The organism is Guptibacillus hwajinpoensis (assembly GCF_020524165.1).
Classification (GTDB): Bacteria; Bacillota; Bacilli; order Bacillales; family Guptibacillaceae; genus Guptibacillus; species Guptibacillus hwajinpoensis_D.
Map to the genome: position 1 here is coordinate 724,562 of NZ_JAIVKU010000003.1, position 24,643 is coordinate 749,204.

Sequence of the window (24,643 nt, forward strand, 5' to 3'; positions counted from 1 at the left end):
TACAAGCCGGTACTTGAGGGGGATGGAAATGGATAAGGAGAAACGAACGATTTCAATCCGATTAAATGATGAAGTCCATAATACTCCAGAAACACATAAAGAAAGCGCAGCGGCTGAGGAAAAAGAATTCGAATGGATTTTACCTGAGCGACGCGATGCAAAGAAAATCGTAGAATTAAAAAAACGTCATAGTCAGAAAAAAGCCACAACATTTTTTGAGCAGTCAAAGAAGAGCCCGAGGTTACCAGTGGGACGCAAAAAGAAAAAGCATCTTGTTCCTCATAAGCGTGTGGTCACCTTCCATAAAAAAGTTGTCGCTTCAGCAGTCTTTGCCATTGCGCTTGGCGTTTTATTTGGATTCGGTTTACTAATGGTCTTTGGTGGAGAAAGTGTCGCCACGCCTATAGATAAATCGAACGAAGCGGTATCCGTGGCAGCAAGTCAAACAGATTTATCTCTTGACCTACACGTCGTGCAGTCCGGTGCATATGAAACGAATGAGTCTGCTAAGGAGTTTCAAGATAAGCTAAAGGATAAAGGCTTACCTGCAACGATTTTTAAAGGAGAAAAATATTTCTTACTTATTGGTGTATCGCCATCTGCAGAAGGTCAAGATGCCCTTGCGACCTACTTTGAAAGCAATGGGCAGGAGGTATATAAAAAACTATGGACGATTGAGGGGAAAAAAGTGGTGGCGAGCGCGGATCTGGCAAATCATTTGAAAGAGAGTAAGGAGTTAATTGAGGAGCTAACGACGCTTGACCTGGTTGCTTTATCAGATGGAGAGGTTTCAAGTAAAGAGGTTACGAAAGTAAAGAAAGCGGTACAAACCTGGAATGAAAAAGGGAGCGGAATAAAGGAATGGGAAGAAAGTGAGGGACAAGCCTTAGCAGAAGCCTTAAATGCTGCCTCAAAAGAAATTGAAGATTATTCGGCGGAAGAAACAGTACCCTCGTTATGGATGGCTCAGCAACATTTATTGGATGCGCTAGCAATGTATCAAGAAGTTGTGGAAGGGTTGGAATAGTCTGATATTTGCGGAGTGAATGAATAAGCGGTACGATATGATAGGAGTGTTAAGAGCGACCCTCCTGAAAGGATCGCTCTTAACGAACTAAAATAAGATTAAACAAATTTTAACTGTATGCACATACAGAATCGAAGTGAAACGAAAAATGTAAAGGAACGTTAGAAAATTAATTTGTGGAAAGAAAAGGGATTTGATAAGCTGTTATCAAGCCCTTTTCCCACTTGTGAATCTTTTACAAAAAAGGGTGGTAAAATGAAGCGCCTCGTCTTAGCCTCAGGGTCTCCACGAAGAAAAGAACTTCTAGAGCAAGTGAACCTCCAATTTGAGATTATCGTTAGCCGCTTTGAAGAACATCACTCTCAATCTGTGCCCCCTTCTGAACTTGTGAAACAGCTAGCTTTTGGGAAAGCCAATGATGTTTTGACCAATGCCTCGGACGCTATCGTTCTGGGAGCAGATACGGTTGTCACACTTGATCACGATGTACTTGGGAAGCCAGAAAGTCGCCAGCATGCGAGGCAGATGCTGAAAGCTTTGTCTGGCCGAAAGCATATCGTTTATTCGGGTGTGGTCATTCTGTCAAGCGAGCAACGTTCACAGTTCTATGAAGCAACAGAAGTAGAATTTTGGGACTTAAGAGATGCGGATATTGAGAATTATCTTGATACCGGTGAGCCGTTTGATAAAGCGGGAGGTTATGGGATACAGGGTTTCGGTGCCGCCTTTGTGAAACGTATTCACGGGGATTATTATAGTGTGGTAGGGCTTCCGATTTCCAAAACGCTTAGAGAACTTGAGGCTTTTGGAATTTTTCCGGAGATTCAGCGTTAGTCAGACACGAAGATGAATCCAGGGAGGAAGCGTGTTGCTTAAAACACCGTTAATGATTCGTGATTATCCTGAAGAGGAGCGCCCGAGAGAGCGTCTCGTGAAGGATGGTCCTGAGACATTATCTAATCAAGAGTTATTGGCGATTATTCTCAGGACCGGGACAAAGCAGGAGTCTGTCCTGCAGCTATCTTATCGCATTATTCACTATTTTGAAGGGCTGCGGCTTCTTAAAGATGCTAGTATTGAAGAATTAACCTCATTAAATGGCGTGGGTACGGCTAAAGCTGTTCAACTCATTGCGGCGATGGAACTCGGTAGAAGGGTCAGTCGTCTTCAAATGGAGGAGCGCTATACCATTCGTTCACCAGAAGACGGTGCGAATTATGTGATGGAAGACATGCGCTTTTTATCACAAGAGCACTTTGTTTGCTTATACTTGAATACGAAGAATCAGGTGTTACATCGTCAAACTGTTTTTGTTGGAAGCTTAAATGCATCTATTGTGCATCCTCGAGAAGTTTTTCGAGAAGCTTTCAGGCGGTCAGCTGCATCATTAATTTGCTTTCATAATCATCCAAGCGGTGATCCGACACCAAGCAGAGAAGATATTGAGGTAACAAAACGTCTCGCAGAGTGTGGTAAAATGCTTGGTATTGATATGCTTGATCATATTATTATCGGAGATCAGAAGTTTATTAGTTTAAAAGAAAAAGGATACGTATAGGCAGTGGAATAGTTTTCCCACTACCGTTTTCAATACTGATGCAGTATAATCATACTTATGAGTTTTGCTTGAATTGAAGGGAGATTTAACATAAATGTTTGGTGGATTTTCAAGAGATATGGGAATAGATTTAGGTACAGCTAACACGCTGGCATATGTAAAAGGAAAAGGTGTCGTCGTTCGTGAACCATCAGTTGTTGCACTTCGTACAGATACGGGATCAATTGAAGCAGTTGGTAATGACGCGAAGAATATGATTGGTCGTACACCGGGGAATATTGTGGCACTTCGTCCAATGAAAGATGGCGTAATTGCTGATTTTGAAACGACAGCAACGATGCTGAAATATTTTATTCAGCAGGCACAGAAAAATCGTTCTGTTTTTGCGCGAAAGCCTAACGTAATGGTCTGTGTACCTTCTGGCATTACAGCTGTTGAAAAAAGAGCGGTTGAAGATGCGACGCGTCAGGCAGGTGCACGTGAACCTTATACGATTGAAGAGCCTTTTGCTGCTGCGATTGGTGCAGATCTACCAGTTTGGGAGCCGACCGGTAGTATGGTTGTCGATATTGGTGGGGGAACAACAGAAGTTGCCATCATTTCTCTTGGAGGAATTGTTACAAGTGAATCGATCCGCATTGCTGGAGATGAAATGGACGAGTCTATTATTCAGTATGTGAAGAAAACGTATAATTTGATGATAGGTGAACGTACTGCTGAACAGCTTAAACTTGAAATTGGTTCTGCTGGAACAACAGAAGGCATTGATGCCATGGATATTCGTGGCCGTGACCTTGTAACAGGTCTTCCAAAAACAATCAGCGTTTCTGCTGATGAAGTGTCTGGAGCTTTACGTGACACAGTCAATAGTATTATGGAAGCTGTGAAAGTAACGCTTGAAAAAACACCACCTGAGCTTGCAGCTGATATTATGGATCGTGGCATTGTTCTTACAGGAGGCGGAGCGTTACTACGAAACTTGGATCAAGTCATTAGTGATGAAACGAAAATGCCTGTTATTGTTGCAGAAAATCCGCTTGAATGCGTTGCGATTGGTACCGGACGTGCGCTTGAAAATATCCATTTATTCAAATCTAGAGCTGGTATAACTTCCCGCTCAAAACAGAAGTAGTTGGAAGGTGTAACGCATGCCACAATTTTTTTCAAATAAACGTCTCATTGTATTGCTTGTGAGCATTATTATTTTAGTTGCGTTAATCGGTACATCAATGAAGGAACGCGATGCGCTTACAATGCCTGAGCAGTTTTTCAAAGATTCCATTGGATGGCTTCAATCAATCTTCTATAAACCCGCTAATTCAGTAGCGGGTTTATTTGAGAGTATTGGAGATATGAAAGACATGTATGAAGAAAATGAGCTACTTAAGTCGAGGCTTAATGAATTCGTTGCCGTGTCAGAAGAGTTAAAAACGGTTAAGAAAGAAAATCAAGATTTAAAAAGCGAGTTAAACATTGACTCCTCAACTGGACTCTCGAACTATCAGACGTTTCATGCAAATATGATTGCCCGGTCACCTGATCGCTGGAATGATTTGTTAACGATTGATAAAGGAGAACAGGATGGGGTAGAAGCGGATATGGCCGTTGCCACACCTGATGGTCTAATTGGTAAGGTGAAAAATGTTCAGCCTTTCTCTTCAACCGTTCAACTAGTAAGTGATGTTGATCGGACGAATCGAATTGCTGCAATGACGCAGGAAGATAAGAATGTTTTCGGAACGATTGAAGGATATGATACGGAAAAAGAAGTGTTGCTTTTCTCAAAAATCCCGGTAGATACGAAAGTGGAGAAAGGTCAAACCGTTATTACAGCCGGTAATGGTGGGATTTTCCCACGCGGTGTTGTCATTGGTGAAATTGTTGATATTGAAACAGATAATGTTGGGACTACTCAAACCGCTTATGTAAAACCAGCTTCTGATTTATATGATATTAACAATGTGATGATTATCGATCGCGGTGCACAAAACGTAAATCCTGATGAGGGGGAAGGTGAAGAAGAATGAGGCGTTTTTTTCTAGTTGGAACGCTATTTGTTCTTTTTCTTCTGGAAGGGACCGTTTTTCAGGTGTTTGCACCTGAACAATACGGCTTTGACTTTCAGCTCATTCCGCGTTTTGTGACGGTGATTGTCGTCATGGTTGGAATGGTGTTGTCTCCAGCTTATGGCGTTCTATACGGTGTTGTTTTTGGACTTCTACATGATTTGATTTATACGGATCTTGTCGGAGTATATATGTTTGGAATGTCGGTTGCAGCTTACATAATCGGTTATTTATCGAAAGTTTTTCACCTGAACTGGTTTACGACCCTCATACTTGGTTTACTAGGCGTCACATTGGTGGAATTCTATGTGTATGAATTGTTTTCTTTAATTAATGTAACGGACGTATCTTTCCATTCCTTTTTCTACAGTCGCTATCTTCCTTCCTTACTTTTAAATGGAATCTTCTTGCTTATTGTTTACTACCCTGTAAAACGGTTGCTTGAAGATTTATCTGAAAGCCGTAGACAAGAAAATCAGGCCAAAAGAAGGAGTTTCCTTTAGCAACGTTGAATTATTCTATGTTGAGGTGAATGAAATTGTCTATGGTACAAAAGCAAACGCAGCATTTTGTAACGATTAAAGGAACGAAAGACGGCCTGAATCTGATTTTAGATGATTCCTGCGCTTTTCGTGATGTTATAAATGAGCTTGATGAAAAACTTTCCGCTCGTCATATTCAGCAAACAGAAGGACATACGATTACCGTTACGCTTAAAATTGGCAATCGGTATTTAACTGAAAAGCAGGAAAAAGAACTTCGAGCAATGATTCAATCGAAGCAAAATCTTGAAATTGATCGCATTGATTCAAATGTCATCTCTCGAGATGAAGCGGAAGAAGAGCGCAAGAGATCCACGATTACATCCGTAGCGAGAACGGTTCGATCTGGACAAGTTCTTGAAGTAGATGGGGATTTGCTTCTAATCGGAGATGTGAATCCAGGTGGCACTGTAAAAGCTTTCGGCAATATTTTTGTAATGGGAACGCTTCGTGGTATTGCCCATGCAGGAGCTTATGGGGATATCAAGGCGGTTATTACAGCTGCTGTGATGAAACCTTCGCAGCTTAAAATTGCGGATCTTATCAGTAGACCGCCTGATCAAGTAAGCGCAAGCATTCATGAAGCAGAATGTGCTTTTGTCAAAGACGGTCAATCTGAAATTAGCGTTGATCGCGTTCAAATACTGACCAAAGTACGACCGAATTTGACTAGGTTGTAGACAGAAAGGGGAATGTTGTGTGGGAGACGCTATCGTCATTACTTCCGGAAAAGGTGGTGTGGGTAAGACCACAACGACAGCAAACATTGGAACAGCTCTTGCACTATCGGGGAAAAAAGTATGTCTGGTTGATACGGATATCGGTCTTCGAAATCTTGATGTAGTGATGGGGCTTGAGAATCGTATTATTTATGATCTCGTCGATGTAGCTGAAGAAAGGTGTCGGCTTCATCAAGCCTTAATTAAAGACAAGCGCTTTGAAGCGCTTTATATGCTTCCAGCTGCACAAACGAAAGATAAATCTGCTGTGCAGCCTGCGCAAATGAAAAAAATTATTGATGAACTAAAGCAGGATTATGATTACGTGTTAATCGATTGTCCGGCGGGCATTGAGCAGGGCTTTAAAAATGCGATCGCTGGGGCAGATAAATCCGTTGTTGTCACGACGCCTGAAACGTCAGCGGTAAGAGATGCCGATCGTATTATTGGTCTTCTCGAAAAAGAAGAGAACATTGAAGCGCCGAAGCTTGTCGTGAATCGTATTCGAAACCATATGATGGAAAGTGGCGAAATGCTGGATGTCGATGAGATTGTTTCGATTCTTGCAATTGACCTGTTAGGCATTGTTGGAGATGATGATACGGTCATTACCGCTTCAAACAAAGGGGAGCCAATTGCGCTCGATCCTAGTTCAAAAGCTTCCATCGCCTATCGTAATATCGCTAGACGCATTTTAGGTGAATCAGTTCCGCTTCTTTCTCTTCAAGAAGAAAAAGGCATGTTTAGTAAAGTGAAAAAGTTTTTTGGAATACGTTCTTAAATCTCGGCTGCGGCCGGGATTTTTTTATTGGAAAAGCTAGGGGACGAAGAAGGAATTGGTTGTCTAAACATATGCGTCTCTATCAGGAACTCATTCTTTTCTAAGTATTCAACTGACATATCCACTCAGGACAAGTCATAAACTGAATACTACTTATAGGAAGGATGGGTGAGGAATGCGGAAAGATCTGGATGATGTGAGAAAGCGACTCCATTCGAGAAAGAAGCAGCGTCAACCCTTGCGTACAAAGCCTCGACCAGGACGAAGTCATGATCATATACCTTCGTATTCAAATCAAGATGTAGAAATGAAGATTCACCCGCTATTTAATAAGCAAAGTTTTTTAATGCGAGCGATGATTGCTGCTTGTTTATTTTTGGGGGCAGGCATTTTATTTAAAGCAGAGAGCGATCGTCTCGTTCCAGCCCAGGATTACGTTACTGAAATGATGGCGGAAGAATTCCAGTTTGCGACGGTGAAGGATTGGTATGAAGGAAAGTTTGGGAATCCCGTGGCTTTGTTTCCAACAACGCCTGAAACCAACTTGAATGCTGAAGCCCCTGTCTATGCACTACCTGCAAGTGGTAAGGTACAGGTACTTGAGAATTTTGAAACGACTGGAAAAGGAATTATGGTCGAAACCGTACTCAGTTCAGGAGTCGAAGCGATTGATGCAGGGGTGGTCACTTATGCAGGAGATAAAGAAGGGATAGGGCAGACTGTTGTTTTACAGCATACGGATGGAAGCGAGTCATGGTATGGTATGCTGGATTCAATTGATGTTTCTCTTTACGATTTTGTTCAAACAAAGGATCAACTTGGGAGTGTCTCAAACTCTGAAGATGGGAAGACAGGAACGTTTTATTTTGCCATAAAGAAAAACGAAGCGTTTATTGACCCGCTTCAAGTTGTTCCAATCGAATAATGCTAAAAATGATAACGATCCATCCGCTATTCTGGATGACAATAGGTCTTTCTATTCTAACAGGGCGTTTTCGAGAAATACTGCTGCTGTTCGTTGTTGTCCTTATTCATGAGTTAGGGCATGCGGGAGCAGCCCGTTTTTTTGGATGGCGAGTAAAAGAAATTGTTCTACTTCCATTTGGTGGTGTGGCTGTTGTAGATGAGCATGGAAACCGCCCGTTCAAAGAAGAACTAATTGTTATACTCGCCGGTCCATTTCAACATGTCTGGCTGATTGGGACTGGGGCTATTTTCTACTATTTTGGGTTATGGGATGAGATGTTTAGTCTCTTTTTACTTCATAACCTAATGGTTCTCCTCTTTAATCTATTGCCCATATGGCCACTTGATGGCGGCAAGCTTCTTTTTTTATTGTACTCTCTCCGCTATCCTTTTAAAGCATCTCATAAAGTGATGCTTCATTCTTCACTTCTTTGTTTATGTGTCTTAATCATTGCAACGGCGGCTTATTTTCCATTTCACTTAAATCTATGGATGGTCATCATTTTTCTTTCTGTGTCACAGTTTAAAGAATGGAAACATCATCATTATATCTATTTGCGGTTTTTGCTTGAACGGTATTCAACTTCCATTAAAGGAAAGAAAAAGGTTGTTTGTGTAGCTCCTGATATGAAATTGACTGAGCTTCTCGCCTCGTTTTATCGAGGTTATCACTATCAAATTGTAATAGAAGATATGAACATAGAGGCAGATGAGAAAATTTTGCTCGATGCCTATTTTAAAAAAAATCAAATTGGGTGTGCAGTTGGTACACTATTTAGGTAAACTAAAGAAAAGTACGAAAAGGAGAGCGGCTATGGAGTTTATTGTTCTTAAAAAAAAGGAGTGGCAGGCAGCCGCTATCGTAAACAATCAGGAGATTACAGACATTTGGGCGGAAGCCACCTGTCAAAGAAAACCGGATCAGGGAGATCTGATATTCGGGAAAGTTTCTTCCGTTTTAGATGATAAAAATGCTGCTTTTGTCTCCTTAGGTAGTGGAAAACCCGGCCTTTTAAATGGTGATGAACTTATTTGCGCACAGAAAAAAAAGACAGCCGGGGAACGGATGCCGGCTGTTTCTGCTTGTATTAAAGAAGGACAGTCGATCCTTGTTCAAGTCAAACACCCTGGTGTGGATCGAAAAGGGCCGATTGTGACAGAACTCGTATCATTAACTGGGGAGTCTCTTGTTTATATGCCGTACGCCGGCTATTCGGCTGTATCCAAGCAGTTGCCAGAAATGCGAGAAGAACTTCTTCAAATCGCTCATGAACATTGTGTCGAACAAGAAGGACTTATTTTTCGGACAAGCTCTGCCTATTTGAGTGAGGAAGCACTTATAGAGGAATTAGATCATCTTCGAGAAGAATGGCAACAAATTCTGCAATCTACCGAAGGGGAGCGGGTTCCAAGTGTTATCAAGAAAGCTGGTGGACTTGCTGAACGAATTAGCAAGCTCTATCCCCTTCATCGAGCAACTGAACTAGCTACAAATGACGAAGCTGCGTTGAAAACCTTTCTGCCTTTATTGGCAAAAGGTGCGAAAGTTATGTCAGAAGAGCAAACTGGGAAAGTGATTCAGCTTCTTGAAGGAACCATTCAGGGAATAGAAAAAACGGTTAAAATAGGGAAAGCAGCCCTACATATTGAAGAAACGAATGCCGTAACGGCCATTGATGTAGACAGCGGTGGTGTAAGAAGAAGTACTAAAAACCAGACTCATCTTGAAGTAAACATGATGGCCATTGATGAAATTGCAAGGCAGCTACGACTTCGGAATATTGGTGGCATGATTATTGTTGACTTTTTAAGGGTAGATGAGAAAGAACGCGAAGCCCTTTTAACACAAATGAAGAAGAAGGAAAAAGCAGACAAACGGTTAAAGGTAGGCGGTTTTACCAGACTTGGGCTGTTTGAGATGCAGCGTAAGAAGGCGGGTCTTCCTCTAAGTAAGTTTATTTGAAGTCGAAATGAAAGAAGAAGGATTTCTTGCATTGACACCACAAATTTCGCTGTGGTATGATTTAGTGGTTAGTTCGTTTGGAAGCACCCAAAGAGCTACAACCGCTCAAGAACAGGTTTTTAAGCTAGTCTCTAGCACCTGCAATGGCGAGTCTTAGTATTAGAGGAGGTGCACGTAATGTACGCAATTATTGAAACTGGTGGTAAACAAATCAAGGTTACTGAAGGTCAAGAAATCTACATCGAGCTTCTAAACACTGAAGCTGGTGAAACGGTTACTTTCGACCGTGTGCTAATGGTTGGTGGAGACGATATTAAAGTTGGTTCTCCTATGCTAGAAGGCGCTACTGTAACTGGTAAAGTTGACAAGCACGGTAAAGGTAAGAAAATCACGGTTTATAAATATAAGCCAAAGAAAAACTACCGTCGTAAGCAAGGACACCGTCAACCTTACACTAAAGTAGTTATCGACAAAATTAACGCTTAAGGATCATTAAGATGATACGTTTCAAGCTGAAGCGAGATTCGGACAATCGCATCCTTTCATTTTCTCTTTCAGGACACGCTGAGTCTGGGCCTTATGGCTATGATTTAGTCTGTGCAGGTGTTTCTGCCGTGTCGATCGGGACAGTGAATGCGATTGAATCCCTTTGCGATGTAACTCTCATAGTTGATATGGAAGATGAAGGCGGCTACCTTAGCTGTACCGTTCCAGATCACCTGGATCAGCGTACAGGTGAGAATGTTCAACTTCTCCTCCAAGGAATGGAAGTATCCATTTCCGCTATTGCCGAGGAATACGGCAAGCACATCCAAATTACTCACACATAGGAGGTGGGACAATATGTTGAAAATGAATCTACAGTTTTTCGCATCGAAAAAGGGTGTAGGTAGTACAAAAAACGGCCGTGATTCAATCTCCAAGCGTCTTGGCGCGAAGAGCGCAGACGGCGAGTTCGTATCCGGCGGTTCGATTCTTTTCCGTCAACGCGGAACTAAGATCTACCCTGGTACAAACGTTGGCCGCGGTGGAGACGACACTCTATATGCGAAAATCGACGGCGTCGTGAAATTCGAGCGTCTTGGACGTGACCGTAAACAAGTAAGTGTATATCCAGTTGCTAAAGAAGCATAAGCAGCTTAAGAAAAACTCTAACCGTTCGGTTAGAGTTTTTTGATATAATAGACGAAATGGGCTAGAAAAGTGACGATGCACAATGAATACGCGAAAGATTGTTTTCTTTTTAAGGGAAGTAACATGAAGGAATCATCTATTGTTATAATGAAGGAAATGGTTAAAGCATTGGGAGTGCAATTATGTCTAAAAAGTGGAATACCTTTGACGTTCTGCGCCATTCTCGTCATGATTGGTTAAATCGTTTGCAGTTGATCAAAGGCAACCTTGCACTGGATCATGTGGACAGGGCAAAGGAAATTATCGAAGAAATTATTATCCAGTCGAGACAGGAAGCAAAATTATCGAATTTAAATGCTCCGAAACTTGCAGAATATATATTAACGTTTAACTGGTGTAACCATTTATTTCAGTTGGATTTTGAAGTGATCGGAGACGAATATGATATTTGCGCTTACGAAGCGGATCTCATTGAGTTAATCGCTCAATGTACAACGGTGCTTGATTCACAAGTGAATGTCCCTGCGGATCACCACTTGTTATTAACGCTTCAGTTGTACCATGAAGAAATTCATCTTGTTTTTGACTTTCAGGGTGAAGTTTCCGATCAAAACAAGCTCAAGCTGGCGTTCGAGAATCCTGATGTAAAAAGCGCTAAATTGATTGAATTAGAGCAAACGGAACAGGAGCTAGTTAGCACGTTTTTGATTAAATGAGGTGAAAGTATGTTTGTAGATCAGGTCAAAATATTTGTAAAAGCAGGCGATGGTGGAAATGGTATGGTTGCCTTCCGTCGAGAGAAGTATGTACCGGATGGTGGCCCTGCAGGTGGCGACGGAGGAAAAGGCGCTAGCGTCATTTTTGAAGTAGAAGAAGGTCTTCGTACACTGATGGACTTTCGTTACAATCGTCATTTTAAAGCCAAAACCGGTGAGCATGGCCGCTCGAAGAATCAGCATGGCCGCAACGCAGAGGATATGGTGGTTAAAGTTCCACCAGGTACAATTGTATCGAATGCAGAAACAGGAGAAGTGATTGCAGATTTAACGGAACACGGCCAGCGGGCAACAGTGGCTCGAGGCGGTCGTGGAGGACGCGGTAACTCACGTTTTGCTTCTCCATCTAATCCTGCTCCAGAGCTTTCTGAAAATGGTGAACCTGGAGAAGAGAAAGATGTCACGCTAGAACTTAAGGTGCTAGCCGATGTAGGTCTTGTTGGCTTTCCAAGTGTAGGTAAATCCACCCTTTTATCTGTTGTTTCTGCAGCAAAGCCAAAAATTGCAGCGTACCATTTTACAACGATTGCACCTAATCTAGGTGTTGTTGATACGAAAGATGGTCGCAGTTTTGTCATGGCTGATTTACCAGGACTTATTGAAGGGGCGCATGAAGGGGTTGGACTTGGGCATCAGTTCCTGCGTCATATTGAACGTACACGAGTGATCGTACACGTGATTGATATGTCTGGTATGGAAGGTCGAGATCCGTATGAAGATTATATCAAGATTAATGATGAGTTAAAGCAGTATAAAATGCGATTGATGGAGCGTCCACAAATTATTGTTGCGAATAAAATGGATCTTCCAGATTCACAGGAAAATCTCGAAATCTTTAAGGAAAAACTGGAAGAAGATTTCCCGATTTATCCGATTTCTGCCGTAACGCGTCAGGGTGTACAAGAAGTTCTGTTTGAAATTGCAGATAAGCTTGAAACAACACCTGAATTCCCTCTTGATGAAGAGAAGGAAGAAGAAACGCGCGTTATGTATCGTCACGAGAAAGGTGCACCTGAATTCTTTGTGACGCGTGATAGCGATGGGACGTTCGTCGTGAATGGACCTCGAATTGAAAAGCTATTCAAGATGACAGACTTTAACCGAGAAGATAACGTCCGTAGGTTCGCGCAACAAATGCGTAGTATGGGGATTGATGAGGCGCTGCGTGAGCGTGGAGCTGAAGACGGAGATGCGGTTCGGATTCTGGAGTTCGAATTTGAGTTCGTAGACTGATGAACGGATAAGACTGTCCAGATCGATGGGCGGTCTTTTTTTTACATAGTAGCCACAAATATGGGTCGTAGCTGGCCGAAATAGAGGTGAGGGGAAGAATGAGCAAAGAAGACAAGAATTTTTATCTCGTTCGAGAAGATGTGTTATCTGATTCGATGTTAAAAACGCTACAAGCGAAACTTCTTCTTGAAAGTGGAACAGTGGAATCTGTACGAGAAGCCATTGATGAAGTAGGCGTAAGTCGTAGTGCCTTTTACAAATACCGCGACACTATCTTACCGTTCCATACGATGATTATTGAACAGATTGTCACGCTCTCTGTTCACCTGGAAGATCGTTCAGGAGCACTATCAAGGGTACTCAGTACAGTCGCGCAGCTTGGTTGCAACTTATTAACAATCAATCAAACCATCCCTCTACAGGGCTATGCTACGGTGATCTTAACAATGGAAATTGGAGAAGCCAATCTTCGCTTGAACAGTTTACTTGAGAAAATTAAAGAAATAGAAGCCGTTAACAATGCAGAAATTATTGGATCAGGAGCATAGGGGGAGAATATGGATACGCAAAAGAAGATAGGTTTTCTTGGACCAGAAGGAACGTTTACAGAAATCGCAGCAAAAACGCTATTCCAAGAGGAGGATCGCACACCGTTTCCAACCATCCGCGCCTGTCTTGAAGCGGTGGAAAAAGGAGACGTTGACTATGGGGTGGTTCCGCTAGAAAATACGATCGAAGGCTCTGTTAATATGACCCTTGATCTCCTTTCACAACAAGTTTCCCTACCGATCGTTGGAGAACTCGTCTTACCGATTCGACAGCACCTGCTTATTCATCCTAATCAACAGGATTGGAAAAAGGTAAAGCGTGTCCTTTCCCATCCGCATGCGATTGCGCAGTGTCATGTCTTTCTTCAACAGGAGCTACCAGGAGCAGAACTGAGTAATGCAGCTTCAACAAGTGCTGCTGCTGAATATGTTCAGAGCTCAGGGAAGGTTGAAGAGGCTGCAATTGGGAATGAACTCGCTGCTGAAAAATACGGTCTAACGATTGCTCAAGCTGATATTCATGATACGGAAGATAACGATACGCGATTTCTTGTGTTGCACAAAACACCTGAAGCTTTGCCGAGAACACCATTATTCAGGGAAGACCGTGTCACATACAAAATTATTCTTCCTTCAGATTATCCAGGCGCACTGCATCAAGTTCTTGCAGCATTTGCATGGCGCAATCTTAATTTAACGAAAATTGAGTCACGTCCGATGAAAACAGGGCTTGGAAATTATTTCTTTATTATTGATGTAGAGCGTCCGAATAGGGATGTCCTGTTAAAAGGCGTCATGGAAGAAATTCAAGCGCTTGGCATTGGCATCTCTGTGCTTGGTGAGTATCCATGTTTTGTTGTTAATCAAAAATAATTGGTTTATTGCCGATTGATCTAAAAGAGAACGGCCAGGAGCCGTTCTCTTTTACGTTTAAAATGCTTGTCGCTAATTTAATCCTGTTCTAACAGAAATCCTTGTTCTTTTAAGGCGTTAATTACCGCTTCAAGTTGCGGTTTTGAATTCGCTTCAATCGTATGAAGGTGTACTCCCGAAGTAAGTTCCGATAAAAGGGATGCGTTTGTCGTCGAGAGTTTGGCAAGGAATTGATCTGCTTCCAAACGATTACCAACGAAAAGGGATGCTGTTAAATGGCCATACATTGGATGCTCAACAGTAACATCTTTCACAGTACCTCCATGATCTACAATGGTATAAAGCTCTTTTTTGGTATCGAGTGGTGAATGTTTGCAGGCAATGATCTGTTCATGTTTCAAGTCTTTTTGATCTGAACTAAACAACATATATCCCTGTGAAGTCGCAATGATTGGTTCATTTCTTGCCTTTAGTAAAGAAATATCCTGAACGATTACTTGCCGACTAACATTTGTTCGTCTGGATAAATCACTTCCGGTTAATGGTTTTTCGCTCTCTTTTAACCACTGAAGTAGGAGCGACCTTCGCTTCTCTCCTAATATTTTTTCTCCTTGTCCCATAACTGAAAACCCCTTTCCAAGAACATGATCTCTACCCTTATTATATCTTTGTTACGGAACAGCGTGTAAGGATTTCATGAAATCCGTCTACCGTTTTTTCGATCTCTTGCAGAGTTGTGTCTCTTCCAAGACTAATGCGCACGAGTTCTCTTGCTTCATCATTTGTTCTTCCCATCGCACGTAATGTTCTGGAAGGTTGCTGCTGACCTATGGTGCAAGCTGATCCAGTTGAGACAGCGATGCCAATCCGATTTAACTCTAACATCACATGTTGTCCTTCAATCCCTTTTAAACGAATCCCAATAATGTGTGGTAGTCCCTGTGCCCCTTCGATGACAATATTCGGATGCGCTAATCGGTTCACGAGGTGAGCGCGTAAATTTATAAGCTTTTTTTGATTCGTGTTCATCTGATGGACCGCTTCCTCTGCTGCAGCTGCAAATGAAAAAATGCCTGGAACATTCACAGTTCCAGCACGAAATCCTTTTTCATGAACAGTTCCTGGCATAACTGGCTTCCATGAGATCGAGGGATCGATATAGCAAGCGCCAACGCCTTTAGGTCCATACACTTTATGAGAAGAAAGAGATACGGAAGAAAGGTGCATCTCAGCTACATCCAAGCTTACTTTTCCAAACGCTTGAACAGCATCTGTGTGAAAAAGGATATGGCGTTTTGCTAGCTCTTTACCAATTTTTTTGAGAGGTTGAAGTGTACCAATCTCGCTATTCCCAAAAGCAAGTGATACTAAAATAGTGTCTTCCCGTATGGCTTCTAGAATTCGCTCCAAAGACACTTGGCCGTTTTCGTTATAAGAAAGGTATGTTACATCGTACCCTGCTTGTTTGAACTGTGAAATTGTATTGAGTACAGACGAATGCTCAGCACTTGCTGAAATGATATGTCCTTTTGAAAAAGAGTTAATCATACTTTGAAGTGCTAAAACGTTAGCTTCCGTTCCACCAGAAGTGAAATATACTCCGTTCGGATGGCCATTTATAAGCGAGGCGATGGAGCGCCGTGAATTTTCTAATAAATGAGTAGCGTCAGTACCAGCGTTATGAGCACTTTCTGTATTCCCAAAGAATTGTTTGGCGGAATTCGTGTAAGCATGTAAAGCTGTATCGGACATAGGGGTTGAAGCCGCATAATCTAAATAAATCATATTTTCTCCTCATTTTCAGTCTTGTTATTTATTTAAATATATGTAAATATAGGTGTCAAGACACATGTTAAGTTTTGTGGTTGTTTTTCGATATCGGTTAGTGAGAGAAGGGATTTCATGGAGCAGGTGAGCACGGAAGTATTAGTGATTGGTAGTGGTGTAGCTGGATTGATGGCTGCTGAACTTCTTTCATTGGATAAGAATGTGACAATTATCACAAAGTCAACTCTTGGTAAAAGCAATTCTAAGCTTGCACAGGGTGGAATAGCAGCAGCAACTACTGAAGAGGACAGCTGGACCAATCATTTCTTTGATACGATTCGAGCGGGCGTCTTTCATAATAACGAAGAACTAACGGAGCTGCTCGTTAAAAAAGGTCCAACGCAAGTAAGGCACCTTATTAATCTTGGAGTTCAGTTTGATAAAAGCGGTGATGGAGAATACAAAAGGTGTCAAGAAGGGGCACATAGTGTATCGCGAATTTTTCATGCTGGGGGAGATGCTACGGGAAAAGAAATCATTCATACGCTCATACACCGCATAGAAAAGCGATGTGCCATTTTGGAGGAACATATGGCAATTGATTTCCTTACGGATGAAGGGAAATGTATGGGAGTCAAAGTACTTAATCAAAACGGAGACACCATCATAGTGAAGGCAGCATATACGATACTTGCAACAGGAGGAGCGGGACAGCTTTACCCTGTCACATCTAATGACTCAGCGATTACTGGAGATGGGCTTGCCATGGCTTACCGGGCTGGAGCTACCTTAACGGACCTTGAGTTTATGCAATTTCATCCAACGATGTATGCAGGTGATTCTCATTATTCGTTTCTTATTTCTGAAGCGGTTCGCGGTGAAGGAGGCACGTTAATTACATCAAATGGGAGACGTCTCATGGAAGGGAAGCACGAGGGGTGCGACCTTGCGCCAAGAGATATTGTAGCGAGAGCCATTCAAGATGAGAATTCCCCAGTATACCTCGATATTTCAAGCATATCCCAGTTTGAAGAAAGATTCCCGACAATCGCGATACAGTGCCAAAAACATGGGGTAGATTTAGCAAAAGGAATGATTCCTGTAAAGCCTGGTGCCCATTTTCTTATGGGTGGTGTCATGACGGATCAGTTTGGTCGAACTTCTCTTGAAGGATTATTTGCTCTTGGTGAGGTTGCCCATACAGGTGTGCACGGATCCAATCGTCTGGCAAGTAACTCTCTACTAGAAGGTATTGTTTTTGCACATGAAGCAGCTGAGTGGATATTGCACCATCATCGAAATGTGCCAAGAAGCGAAATAAAAGAGCAAGAAACGATTCTGAAAGAGCCGTCGGTAAGTACATCGGAATTAAAAAACGTTATGGCGCAGTATGTGGGTATGAAACGCACAAGGGCAGGACTTGATTTTGCGATAAAGTTATTTCAACCGGATACGATGGATGAAGTTAGTAAGTTAGATTTTCAGTCACTTGAACGAGCTAATATGGGTCTGGTCAGCTGGCTTATGGCGACTTCCGCTTATTTACGTAAAGAAAGCAGGGGCGCTCATTACCGAGCCGACTTTCCGCTACAGCTACAAGAATGGAAGCAAAAAAGAATACTTAGGAGGATTCATCAAGATGATTGGGTTAAAAGTCAGAAAAGATCTCGAACAATTCTTTATTGAAGATATAGGAACTTCGGATTTGTCGAGCGAGTTTCTATTTCCTATAGATGAGCAAGCAGAAGCGGTTTTTATTGCGAAGGAAAGTGGCGTTTTTTGTGGTAAAGAAGTAATCGAAATTGGATTTCAAATGCTTGATGAAGCAAGTCGCATTGAAGTAAACATAACGGATGGTGATGTTGTTCAAGAAGGAGATGTTATTGCATCTGTAAAAGGAAATATTCGAGCAATACTGACGGGGGAACGCGTTATATTGAATATGATTCAACGAATGAGCGGTGTGGCTACGATGACAGCTCGTGCGATTGAACTTCTTGATGATACTTCCATTCGTATTTGTGATACGCGTAAAACGACCCCAGGACTTCGCATGTATGAAAAGTATGCAGTGAGGTGTGGAGGAGGGGTTAACCATAGGATAACACTTGATGGTGGTGTAATGCTAAAAGATAATCATATTGCACAGTTTGGGAGTATTGAAAGGGCCGTATCACATGTTAGGAGCCGTCTTGGACATATGACTAAAATTGAAGTTGAGACATCAACTGAAGAAGAAGTGCTTGAAGCTGTAAAGGTTCAAGCTGATGTAATTATGTTCGATAACTGTTCACCAAAAGAAGTAGAGGCGTACACGAAATTAGTTCCTGAACCGCTGATCTCGGAAGCTTCAGGGGGTATTACGCTTGATAACCTAGCATCTTTTCGGAAAACAGGGGTTAACATGATTTCACTAGGTTGTTTGACTCATTCTGTTCAAAGCCTTGATATTAGCTTACGCATGAAAGGGGAATTATAAAATGAGTATTTTAAATGCCTTAACGAAGCCTGGACTACCCGAACACTATAAAAACTTATCAGAAGAAGAGATGGTAAAGAGGGTCGAAGTAATTAAAGCAGAGATGGGAGAAAGGCTATATCTTCCGGCTCATCATTATCAAAAAGATGAAGTTGTTCAGTTTGCAGATGATACTGGAGATTCTCTTCAACTTGCACAGTTAGCTGCGCGAAATAAAAAAGCAGAAGCGATCGTGTTTTGTGGGGTTCATTTCATGGCTGAAACCGCTGATATTTTAACAGAAGACCATCAAACAGTGATTCTTCCTGATATACGAGCAGGTTGTTCAATGGCAGACATGGCTGATATTCATCAAACAGAGCGCGCCTGGACAAAGCTTCAATCACGTTTTGGTGATACACTTCTTCCTTTAACGTATGTCAATTCAACGGCTGCGATAAAAGCGTTTGTTGGGAAAAATGGAGGCGCAACAGTGACATCCTCTAATGCAATGGCGATGGTGGACTGGAGCTTTACTCAGAAAGAACGTATATTGTTTTTACCAGATCAACATCTCGGAAGAAATACCGCTTATGAACTTGGTGTTCCTTTAGAAGCAATGGCCGTATGGGATCCGATTACGGATACGCTAGAATACGAAGGCGATGATGAAAAAGTTAGAGTGATATTATGGAAAGGTCATTGCTCTGTCCATGAGAAATTTACTGTTGAAAATATAGAAGATGTAAGACAGCGTTTTCCAGGTATGAATGTCATCGTTCATCCTGAGTGCAGTTTTGACGTAGTGGAACGCTCGGATTTCTCCGGCTCTACAAAAATGATTATTGAGACGATCGAACAGGCGAAATCTGGGTCAAAATGGGCGATTGGAACGGAAATGAATCTGGTTAACCGTATCATTCAGCAACATCCAGATAAGACGATTGTCTCCTTAAACCCAAACATGTGCCCATGCTTAACGATGAATCGTATTGATTTACCGCATCTACTTTGGGCGCTTGAGGAGATTCAGCAGGGAAAGAAAACCAATCAAATTAAAGTAGAGGAAGAAACAGCTTATTACGCAAATCAAGCGTTGAATCGTATGCTTGATCGTGCCTAAAAAAAAGGAATCAAACGTTAAGTTTGATTCCTTTTTTTTTGATCTTAATCAATTCCATCACTCATAGGCACACTCTCTCCTGCATATTAATGTGATGATCTTACCCTTTTAAAAAGGTAGCAATCTGCCCAGTCATGCATACACTGTACTGAATTTCATTGTACTGATTACAGGAGGGAGTTTTTTAGGTTGAAAATACATGTCGTTCAAAAAGGCGATACGTTATGGAAAATCGCTAAAAAATATGGTGTTGATTTTGAACAATTAAAAGCTGTTAATACGCAGCTCAAGAATCCTAATATGATTATGCCAGGTATGAAAGTGAAAATACCATCTGGTGGTGTTCCAGTTAAAAAGAAAGAAATGCCAATTAAAGAAATGAAAAAAGAAATGCCTAAGAAAAAAGAAGCGCCGATGAAGCCAAAAGAAAAACCGGCTATGACGATGCCGATCAACAATGAGTTAAACATGGGTTTAAATATGAACATGAATATGAATATGATGCCTCAGGAAGAAAAACCTAAGAAAGTAAAGCCAAAAGAAACAAAGCCTGAAAAGAAAGTTGAAGAGAAAAAAGCAGCGGAGAAAAAACCGATCGAGAAAGCGAAAAAAGTTGCTGAAAAGAAACCTGTTGAAAAAGCAAATAAAGCAGAGAATTTATTTTATCCTATGAATGATGAGGAAGTACTAAGTGAGTATGAATCTTCATCGATGGAAATGCCTCCTCCGCCAAAGCAAATGAATCAAGGATATCCGAGTAACGTAGCCGGAACGACTAGCTATGCGAATAAAGAATACAACGGTGGTTATCCGGGCTACCCATCTTCTGTAGGTGGGGCACAAATGGGCTATCCTAACAACCAAAACGTTGCAGGAGCTTACGAAAATTCGAATCAAAATGTAGCTGGAGCAAACATGAACAATTATGGAATGAGCGAAGAAAGCTCTGAAGTAGCTGGAGCGTATGAAGGCTACGGTCAAAAAGGAAACAACGGAGGCTATCCAGGCTCAGTGGCAGGGATGCAGTCGTGGGGAAATCCAAACGAGAACGTAGCTGGAGCGTATGAGGGCTACGGTCAAAAAGGAAACAACGGAGGCTATCCAGGGTCAGTGGCAGGGATGCAGTCATGGGGAAATCCAAATGAGAACGTAGCCGGAGCGTATGAAGGCTACGGTCAAAAAGGAAACAATGGACCAGGGTCAGTGGCAGGGATGCAGTCATGGGGGAATCCAAATGAGAATGTAGCTGGAGCATATGAAGGCTACGGTCAAAAAGGGAATAATGGAGGCTATCCAGGGTCAGTGGCAGGGATGCAGTCGTGGGGGAATCCAAATGAGAATGTAGCTGGAGCATATGAAGGCTACGGTCAAAAAGGGAATAATGGAGGCTATCCAGGGTCAGTAGCAGGCATGCAGTCGTGGGGAAATCCAAACGAGAACGTAGCTGGAGCGTATGAAGGCTACGGTCAAAAAGGAAACAATGGACCAGGGTCAGTAGCAGGCATGCAGTCGTGGGGAAATCCAAACGAGAACGTAGCTGGAGCGTATGAAGGCTACGGTCAAAAAGGAAACAGTGGACCAGGGTCAGTAGCAGGGATGCAGTCATGGGGAAATCCAAATGAGAACGTAGCTGGAGCCTCAATGAATGGGTATGGTAATGGAATGACGCCATATGCTCATAAAGGCAATGAAGAATATCCAGAAGCTGTGATGGGCGCATATGGTTATCCAAATCAAAATGTAGGTGGAATGATGATGCCTCCTGGCTATCCAAATCAGCCGATGTATCAGCAGCATAACTGTGGGTGTGGAGGGAGTCAAGTCTCCCCTTATCAACAAATGGCGCCATATGCAAACCCTGGATACGTTCAGGGAGCGAATAAAGCTCCTATGATGGATTATATGGGAATGGAAAGTAGCTATGCGGAATCACGCTAATAATAGGGAGGGGGCTATCCTAAAGGGGATATGCCCTTTTTTTCTCCAAATCAATCCAGTTAATTCCCTTGTTTGGAGAGCTACTTCTAACAAAGGAGAGGCTGTTTTTCTAAAAGCGGCGGAAAGAAAAGAGACCATACTAAAGCAAATCGAAATTTCGTCGGCTGTATCTTCATTTGTTCCTTATCTTCCTTTCTCAGATGGCGAATGGGTAAAAGAAAGTGGTGGACTGACGTTTGCATGCATGAAAGCAATACAAGGACGAGCGCTTAATTATGCATATAAGGAAGATCGTCTTCTTGCAATGGAGAAAATTGCTCATTTTCATGAAGAAGTTGAGGGAATGATAAGCGATTCAATTCCAACCGTCTCGCTTAATCGAAAGTGGACGAACCGCTTCCTTCGTTTTAAACAAGAGATCGCAACTAACGTGTTTCCTCTTGAGCAGGAAAAGCTTATTTGTTTTTATTTGTCGGTTGGTGAAAAAGTTGTCTCCGAGATGATAGAAGTAGAACGACTTGAACAAACTGCATTACGCCACCACTACATTGTTCACGGTGACCCTGCGCACCATAATTTTATATTTAATCGTGATCAATTACGCTTGATTGATGGTGATCTGGTTAGCTATGCACCACGTGAATATGATTATTTACAGATGTTAAACCGAATGCTGCCTTACTGTGATTGGTCCCTAGAAGAATGGAGAGAATCGCATATTTTTTCGCTCCGTCAATGTATTGAAAACCCTTTTCTCAGAAAACTTCTTGCCTATCCTGCCGATTTTTACCGGGAATGGTTAGTGAATCCTAGTGGAAGAAACGAGCTGTTAGTGAAAACAGCGCAACAGCATTCAAAACGAGCTGAATTCATTCGTCATGTTCTTTAATAGGTACCATTGTTACCTAGAACTAACAGATTAAAAACATAAGCCTCCTCACATTCTAAAGGTGAAAGGAGGTTTTAAATTTGAGAAAAACGATACTAACGCTTTCTACGATGATGCTTGCAGGTGGGTTAATTGGGTGTACGGCTAATAATGAGGCGATGGATACTCGTTATAATGATTCCACACGTCCGATTGGGTATTACACAAGTGAAAATAATAACGGTGACTACCGAGAAGGTGCCGTTACAGACATGATTGATCGCGATTATGCAAATGGTGTTAAAGCCCCGGATCAAAAGCAAATTGATAAACGTAATGGGATGAATGGGCCAGGTTACATGCGAACCGATGATAATTATTCCGGTTATGACAATGAGTTGTCTAAACGTCTTGCGAAGCGTATCAATAAGCTTAAAAACGTGGATGACTCTCGTGTTATCGTATACGGAGATCAGATTATGATTGGCGTTGATACAAACGACAAAAATGATGTAGATGTAAAGGATAAAGTTCGTAGCGAAGTAGCGAAAGTGACGAAGCAGAAAAATATTTCCATATCAACAGACGAAGATGTATTTGGCCGCATGGGTGATGTGAACAATCGTCTAGCAGATGGCAATGGTTTTGAAGAAGTTCAGTCTGATGTCAATGCCATCCTAAATGATATTGGAAATGCTGCAAAACGACCATTTGAAAATAACAAATAAAGAAAATAGCGAGGGGGCATGAGCCCTCTCGTTTACATATGCAGAACATTTTTTTCTCAAATGATTCCTATGTTAAAGTTGAGGAATCAGTTCATTTGAAAGGAGTTCTTCAACATGGCAGGACATTCCAAATGGAAAAATATTCAGCGGAGAAAAAACGCACAGGATGCAAAACGTGGAAAAGTATTTATGAAGTTAGCTAAAGAAATATTTGTCGCTGCAAAGCAAGGAGGAGGCGATCCAGAAACAAATCCTTCCTTAAGGCTTGCTATTGATAAGGCAAAATCATCAAATATGCCAAACGATAACATTGATCGTGCGATAAAAAAAGCAACAGGCGACCTGGACGGTGTGCAATACGAAAATGTAACATATGAGGGCTACGGACCAGGGGGAGCAGCCATTATGGTTCAATTACTAACAGATAACAAAAATCGTGCTGCGGCTGATGTACGGCATGCATTTAGTAAAAATAGAGGGAATATGGGCGAAAATGGCTGTGTCTCCTTTTTATTTAATCGGAAAGGCCTTCTGATCATAGATCGCTCAGAAAACGAACTTGATGGAGAAGATTTAATGCTTCAGGTCATTGAAGCCGGTGCAGAAGAAATGGAAACGACGAAAGAAACCTATGAGATCTATACAAATCCACAAGATTTCCAGGATGTTAAACAGCATTTAGAAGCGAACGGTTTGACATTCTCATCCGCTGAAATAACGATGATTCCAGAAACGTATACCCCATTAGAAGACAAGGATGGGATTGGCATGGTGAGGCTCATTGACCAACTTGAAGATAATGATGATGTTCAAGAAGTTTATCATAATGCAGAAATTAATGATGAGGTTTATGAGCAATTGTAAGCTACAGATAGTCTGTAGCTTTTTTGATGCATACAGACTGCTAAATTGGAAACGCTAACGGCATGAACTTCTTGTATATGGAAGAAAGGTGTTGTAAACATATGAAAAACCTTTATCCACTCATTCTCATAGGTTGTCTAGTGGTCTTTGGTGGAAACTCCGTTGAGGCGTTCTCCCCTGAAAACGGGTTAACGGTAAAAACAGAGACTGGGCAAGCGGAAGGACCGTTAATCATTGAAGTTGAGTTGCGAACAAATTACGCAGATGGTGTGACCACAAAACGATCTGTATATGAAACGATTTGGGCGATGGAAGATTTGTGGAGTCAATATGCAGACTGGCAACTTGTTGATCAGGAAGAAGGTAAAATGGTTTTTGAGCGAAGTTTTGAAGATATTTCACCGGCTAGTAAACAAAATGGACACTTTGGTCTAACAGAAGACGGTGTTTTAACCATTTTTGATGGTGATCCTGCCGATGAGAAAGTCATTCAGACGTTTTTCCAAATCGACGTAGGTAAGCTTGAAAGTCAGAGGCGGGAGCAGCTGTTAGAAGGCATTCCAGTCGAGTCATGGTACCAGTTTGAAGATGTCATTCAATCTTTTACGAAAATTAAAAGCGAACCTGTCCAGTAGGGCGGGTTTTTGCATTTAATAAACAGTTCTCGTGAGCTCCAATCTCTTCGTTTCATAAACGCTCGTCTCCGCTTTT

The 24,643-nt window shown here is 41.9% G+C and carries 28 protein-coding genes and 1 other annotated feature; of the genes, 26 read left to right on the forward strand and 2 right to left on the reverse strand.

What is annotated here, in order from left to right; translation table 11 throughout:
- The first annotated feature begins 28 nt into the window (after positions 1–28).
- The 18 genes from LC090_RS06820 to pheA all read left to right on the forward strand — a co-directional run bounded on the left by LC090_RS06820 (position 29) and on the right by pheA (position 14,186).
- Positions 29–1,027: an SPOR domain-containing protein gene (locus tag LC090_RS06820; protein ID WP_226656507.1), complete on the forward strand. Its 999-nt coding sequence runs from the start codon at positions 29–31 to the stop codon at positions 1,025–1,027.
- A 255-nt stretch (positions 1,028–1,282) separates the two neighbouring features.
- Complete coding sequence (locus LC090_RS06825) at positions 1,283–1,861, forward strand: Maf family protein (protein ID WP_226656509.1); 579 nt, start codon at positions 1,283–1,285, stop codon at positions 1,859–1,861.
- A 52-nt stretch (positions 1,862–1,913) separates the two neighbouring features.
- On the forward strand, positions 1,914–2,585 hold the full coding sequence (gene radC, locus LC090_RS06830) for a RadC family protein (protein WP_226656634.1): 672 nt from the start codon (positions 1,914–1,916) through the stop codon (positions 2,583–2,585).
- Between the two features lie 94 nt (positions 2,586–2,679).
- Positions 2,680–3,717, forward strand: coding sequence for a rod shape-determining protein (locus tag LC090_RS06835; RefSeq protein ID WP_098444412.1), 1,038 nt, complete (start codon positions 2,680–2,682; stop codon positions 3,715–3,717).
- A gap of 16 nt (positions 3,718–3,733) precedes the next feature.
- Positions 3,734–4,612 (forward strand): rod shape-determining protein MreC, encoded by an 879-nt coding sequence (gene mreC, locus LC090_RS06840; RefSeq protein ID WP_226656511.1) that lies wholly within the window; start codon positions 3,734–3,736, stop codon positions 4,610–4,612.
- The gene (mreD, locus tag LC090_RS06845) at positions 4,609–5,154 is read left to right on the forward strand and encodes a rod shape-determining protein MreD (RefSeq protein WP_226656514.1); all 546 of its coding nucleotides are present in this window, start codon (positions 4,609–4,611) and stop codon (positions 5,152–5,154) included. Before mreC ends, mreD begins: the two co-directional genes overlap by 4 nt.
- A gap of 29 nt (positions 5,155–5,183) precedes the next feature.
- The gene (minC, locus tag LC090_RS06850) at positions 5,184–5,873 is read left to right on the forward strand and encodes a septum site-determining protein MinC (protein WP_305076439.1); all 690 of its coding nucleotides are present in this window, start codon (positions 5,184–5,186) and stop codon (positions 5,871–5,873) included.
- A gap of 19 nt (positions 5,874–5,892) precedes the next feature.
- A complete protein-coding gene (minD, locus tag LC090_RS06855) occupies positions 5,893–6,693 on the forward strand; it encodes a septum site-determining protein MinD (protein WP_226656516.1) in 801 nt (266 codons plus the stop codon).
- 175 nt (positions 6,694–6,868) lie between these two features.
- On the forward strand, positions 6,869–7,618 hold the full coding sequence (locus tag LC090_RS06860; protein WP_226656518.1) for a M23 family metallopeptidase: 750 nt from the start codon (positions 6,869–6,871) through the stop codon (positions 7,616–7,618).
- Between the two features lie 8 nt (positions 7,619–7,626).
- The gene (locus LC090_RS06865) at positions 7,627–8,442 is read left to right on the forward strand and encodes a M50 family metallopeptidase (protein WP_226656521.1); all 816 of its coding nucleotides are present in this window, start codon (positions 7,627–7,629) and stop codon (positions 8,440–8,442) included.
- A gap of 31 nt (positions 8,443–8,473) precedes the next feature.
- A complete protein-coding gene (locus tag LC090_RS06870; RefSeq protein WP_226656523.1) occupies positions 8,474–9,622 on the forward strand; it encodes a ribonuclease E/G in 1,149 nt (382 codons plus the stop codon).
- Between the two features lie 89 nt (positions 9,623–9,711).
- Positions 9,712–9,786, forward strand: a sequence feature (ribosomal protein L21 leader region).
- Between the two features lie 13 nt (positions 9,787–9,799).
- The gene (gene rplU, locus LC090_RS06875; RefSeq protein WP_206890068.1) at positions 9,800–10,108 is read left to right on the forward strand and encodes a 50S ribosomal protein L21; all 309 of its coding nucleotides are present in this window, start codon (positions 9,800–9,802) and stop codon (positions 10,106–10,108) included.
- A gap of 11 nt (positions 10,109–10,119) precedes the next feature.
- Positions 10,120–10,452, forward strand: coding sequence for a ribosomal-processing cysteine protease Prp (locus LC090_RS06880; RefSeq protein ID WP_226656525.1), 333 nt, complete (start codon positions 10,120–10,122; stop codon positions 10,450–10,452).
- Between the two features lie 13 nt (positions 10,453–10,465).
- Entirely contained in the window at positions 10,466–10,756 is a 291-nt protein-coding gene (gene rpmA, locus LC090_RS06885) for a 50S ribosomal protein L27 (RefSeq protein ID WP_098444403.1), read from the forward strand.
- 182 nt (positions 10,757–10,938) lie between these two features.
- A complete protein-coding gene (locus LC090_RS06890) occupies positions 10,939–11,472 on the forward strand; it encodes a Spo0B C-terminal domain-containing protein (RefSeq protein ID WP_226656527.1) in 534 nt (177 codons plus the stop codon).
- 9 nt (positions 11,473–11,481) lie between these two features.
- A complete protein-coding gene (obgE, locus tag LC090_RS06895; RefSeq protein ID WP_226656529.1) occupies positions 11,482–12,765 on the forward strand; it encodes a GTPase ObgE in 1,284 nt (427 codons plus the stop codon).
- Between the two features lie 98 nt (positions 12,766–12,863).
- The gene (locus LC090_RS06900) at positions 12,864–13,313 is read left to right on the forward strand and encodes an ACT domain-containing protein (protein ID WP_226656531.1); all 450 of its coding nucleotides are present in this window, start codon (positions 12,864–12,866) and stop codon (positions 13,311–13,313) included.
- 9 nt (positions 13,314–13,322) lie between these two features.
- The gene (gene pheA / locus LC090_RS06905) at positions 13,323–14,186 is read left to right on the forward strand and encodes a prephenate dehydratase (RefSeq protein WP_226656533.1); all 864 of its coding nucleotides are present in this window, start codon (positions 13,323–13,325) and stop codon (positions 14,184–14,186) included.
- Between the two features lie 77 nt (positions 14,187–14,263).
- Here the strand turns inward: pheA and LC090_RS06910 are convergent, their stop codons facing one another.
- Entirely contained in the window at positions 14,264–14,806 is a 543-nt protein-coding gene (locus LC090_RS06910) for a transcription repressor NadR (RefSeq protein WP_226656535.1), read from the reverse strand.
- A gap of 40 nt (positions 14,807–14,846) precedes the next feature.
- The gene (locus tag LC090_RS06915; protein ID WP_226656537.1) at positions 14,847–15,971 is read right to left on the reverse strand and encodes an IscS subfamily cysteine desulfurase; all 1,125 of its coding nucleotides are present in this window, start codon (positions 15,969–15,971) and stop codon (positions 14,847–14,849) included.
- A gap of 117 nt (positions 15,972–16,088) precedes the next feature.
- Between LC090_RS06915 and nadB the strand changes: the two genes are divergently transcribed.
- The 8 genes from nadB (at position 16,089) to LC090_RS06955 (ending at position 24,567) form a co-directional block, all read left to right on the forward strand.
- Positions 16,089–17,639, forward strand: a complete 1,551-nt coding sequence (nadB, locus tag LC090_RS06920) for an L-aspartate oxidase (protein ID WP_226656539.1) — start codon at positions 16,089–16,091, stop codon at positions 17,637–17,639.
- Positions 17,593–18,432, forward strand: a complete 840-nt coding sequence (gene nadC / locus LC090_RS06925) for a carboxylating nicotinate-nucleotide diphosphorylase (RefSeq protein ID WP_226656541.1) — start codon at positions 17,593–17,595, stop codon at positions 18,430–18,432. Before nadB ends, nadC begins: the two co-directional genes overlap by 47 nt.
- 1 nt (position 18,433) lies before the next feature.
- Positions 18,434–19,534, forward strand: coding sequence for a quinolinate synthase NadA (gene nadA, locus LC090_RS06930; RefSeq protein WP_226656543.1), 1,101 nt, complete (start codon positions 18,434–18,436; stop codon positions 19,532–19,534).
- Between the two features lie 189 nt (positions 19,535–19,723).
- Positions 19,724–21,472 (forward strand): SafA/ExsA family spore coat assembly protein, encoded by a 1,749-nt coding sequence (gene safA / locus LC090_RS06935; protein ID WP_226656545.1) that lies wholly within the window; start codon positions 19,724–19,726, stop codon positions 21,470–21,472.
- Positions 21,456–22,361, forward strand: coding sequence for a phosphotransferase (locus LC090_RS06940; RefSeq protein ID WP_226656547.1), 906 nt, complete (start codon positions 21,456–21,458; stop codon positions 22,359–22,361). Before safA ends, LC090_RS06940 begins: the two co-directional genes overlap by 17 nt.
- 80 nt (positions 22,362–22,441) lie before the next feature.
- Positions 22,442–23,068 (forward strand): YhcN/YlaJ family sporulation lipoprotein, encoded by a 627-nt coding sequence (locus LC090_RS06945; protein ID WP_226656549.1) that lies wholly within the window; start codon positions 22,442–22,444, stop codon positions 23,066–23,068.
- A gap of 114 nt (positions 23,069–23,182) precedes the next feature.
- Positions 23,183–23,932 carry a YebC/PmpR family DNA-binding transcriptional regulator gene (locus LC090_RS06950; protein WP_226656551.1) on the forward strand — a complete coding sequence of 250 codons (750 nt, stop codon included), beginning with the start codon at positions 23,183–23,185 and terminating at the stop codon, positions 23,930–23,932.
- 101 nt (positions 23,933–24,033) lie between these two features.
- Entirely contained in the window at positions 24,034–24,567 is a 534-nt protein-coding gene (locus tag LC090_RS06955) for a BofC C-terminal domain-containing protein (protein WP_226656553.1), read from the forward strand.
- Positions 24,568–24,643 lie beyond the last annotated feature (76 nt).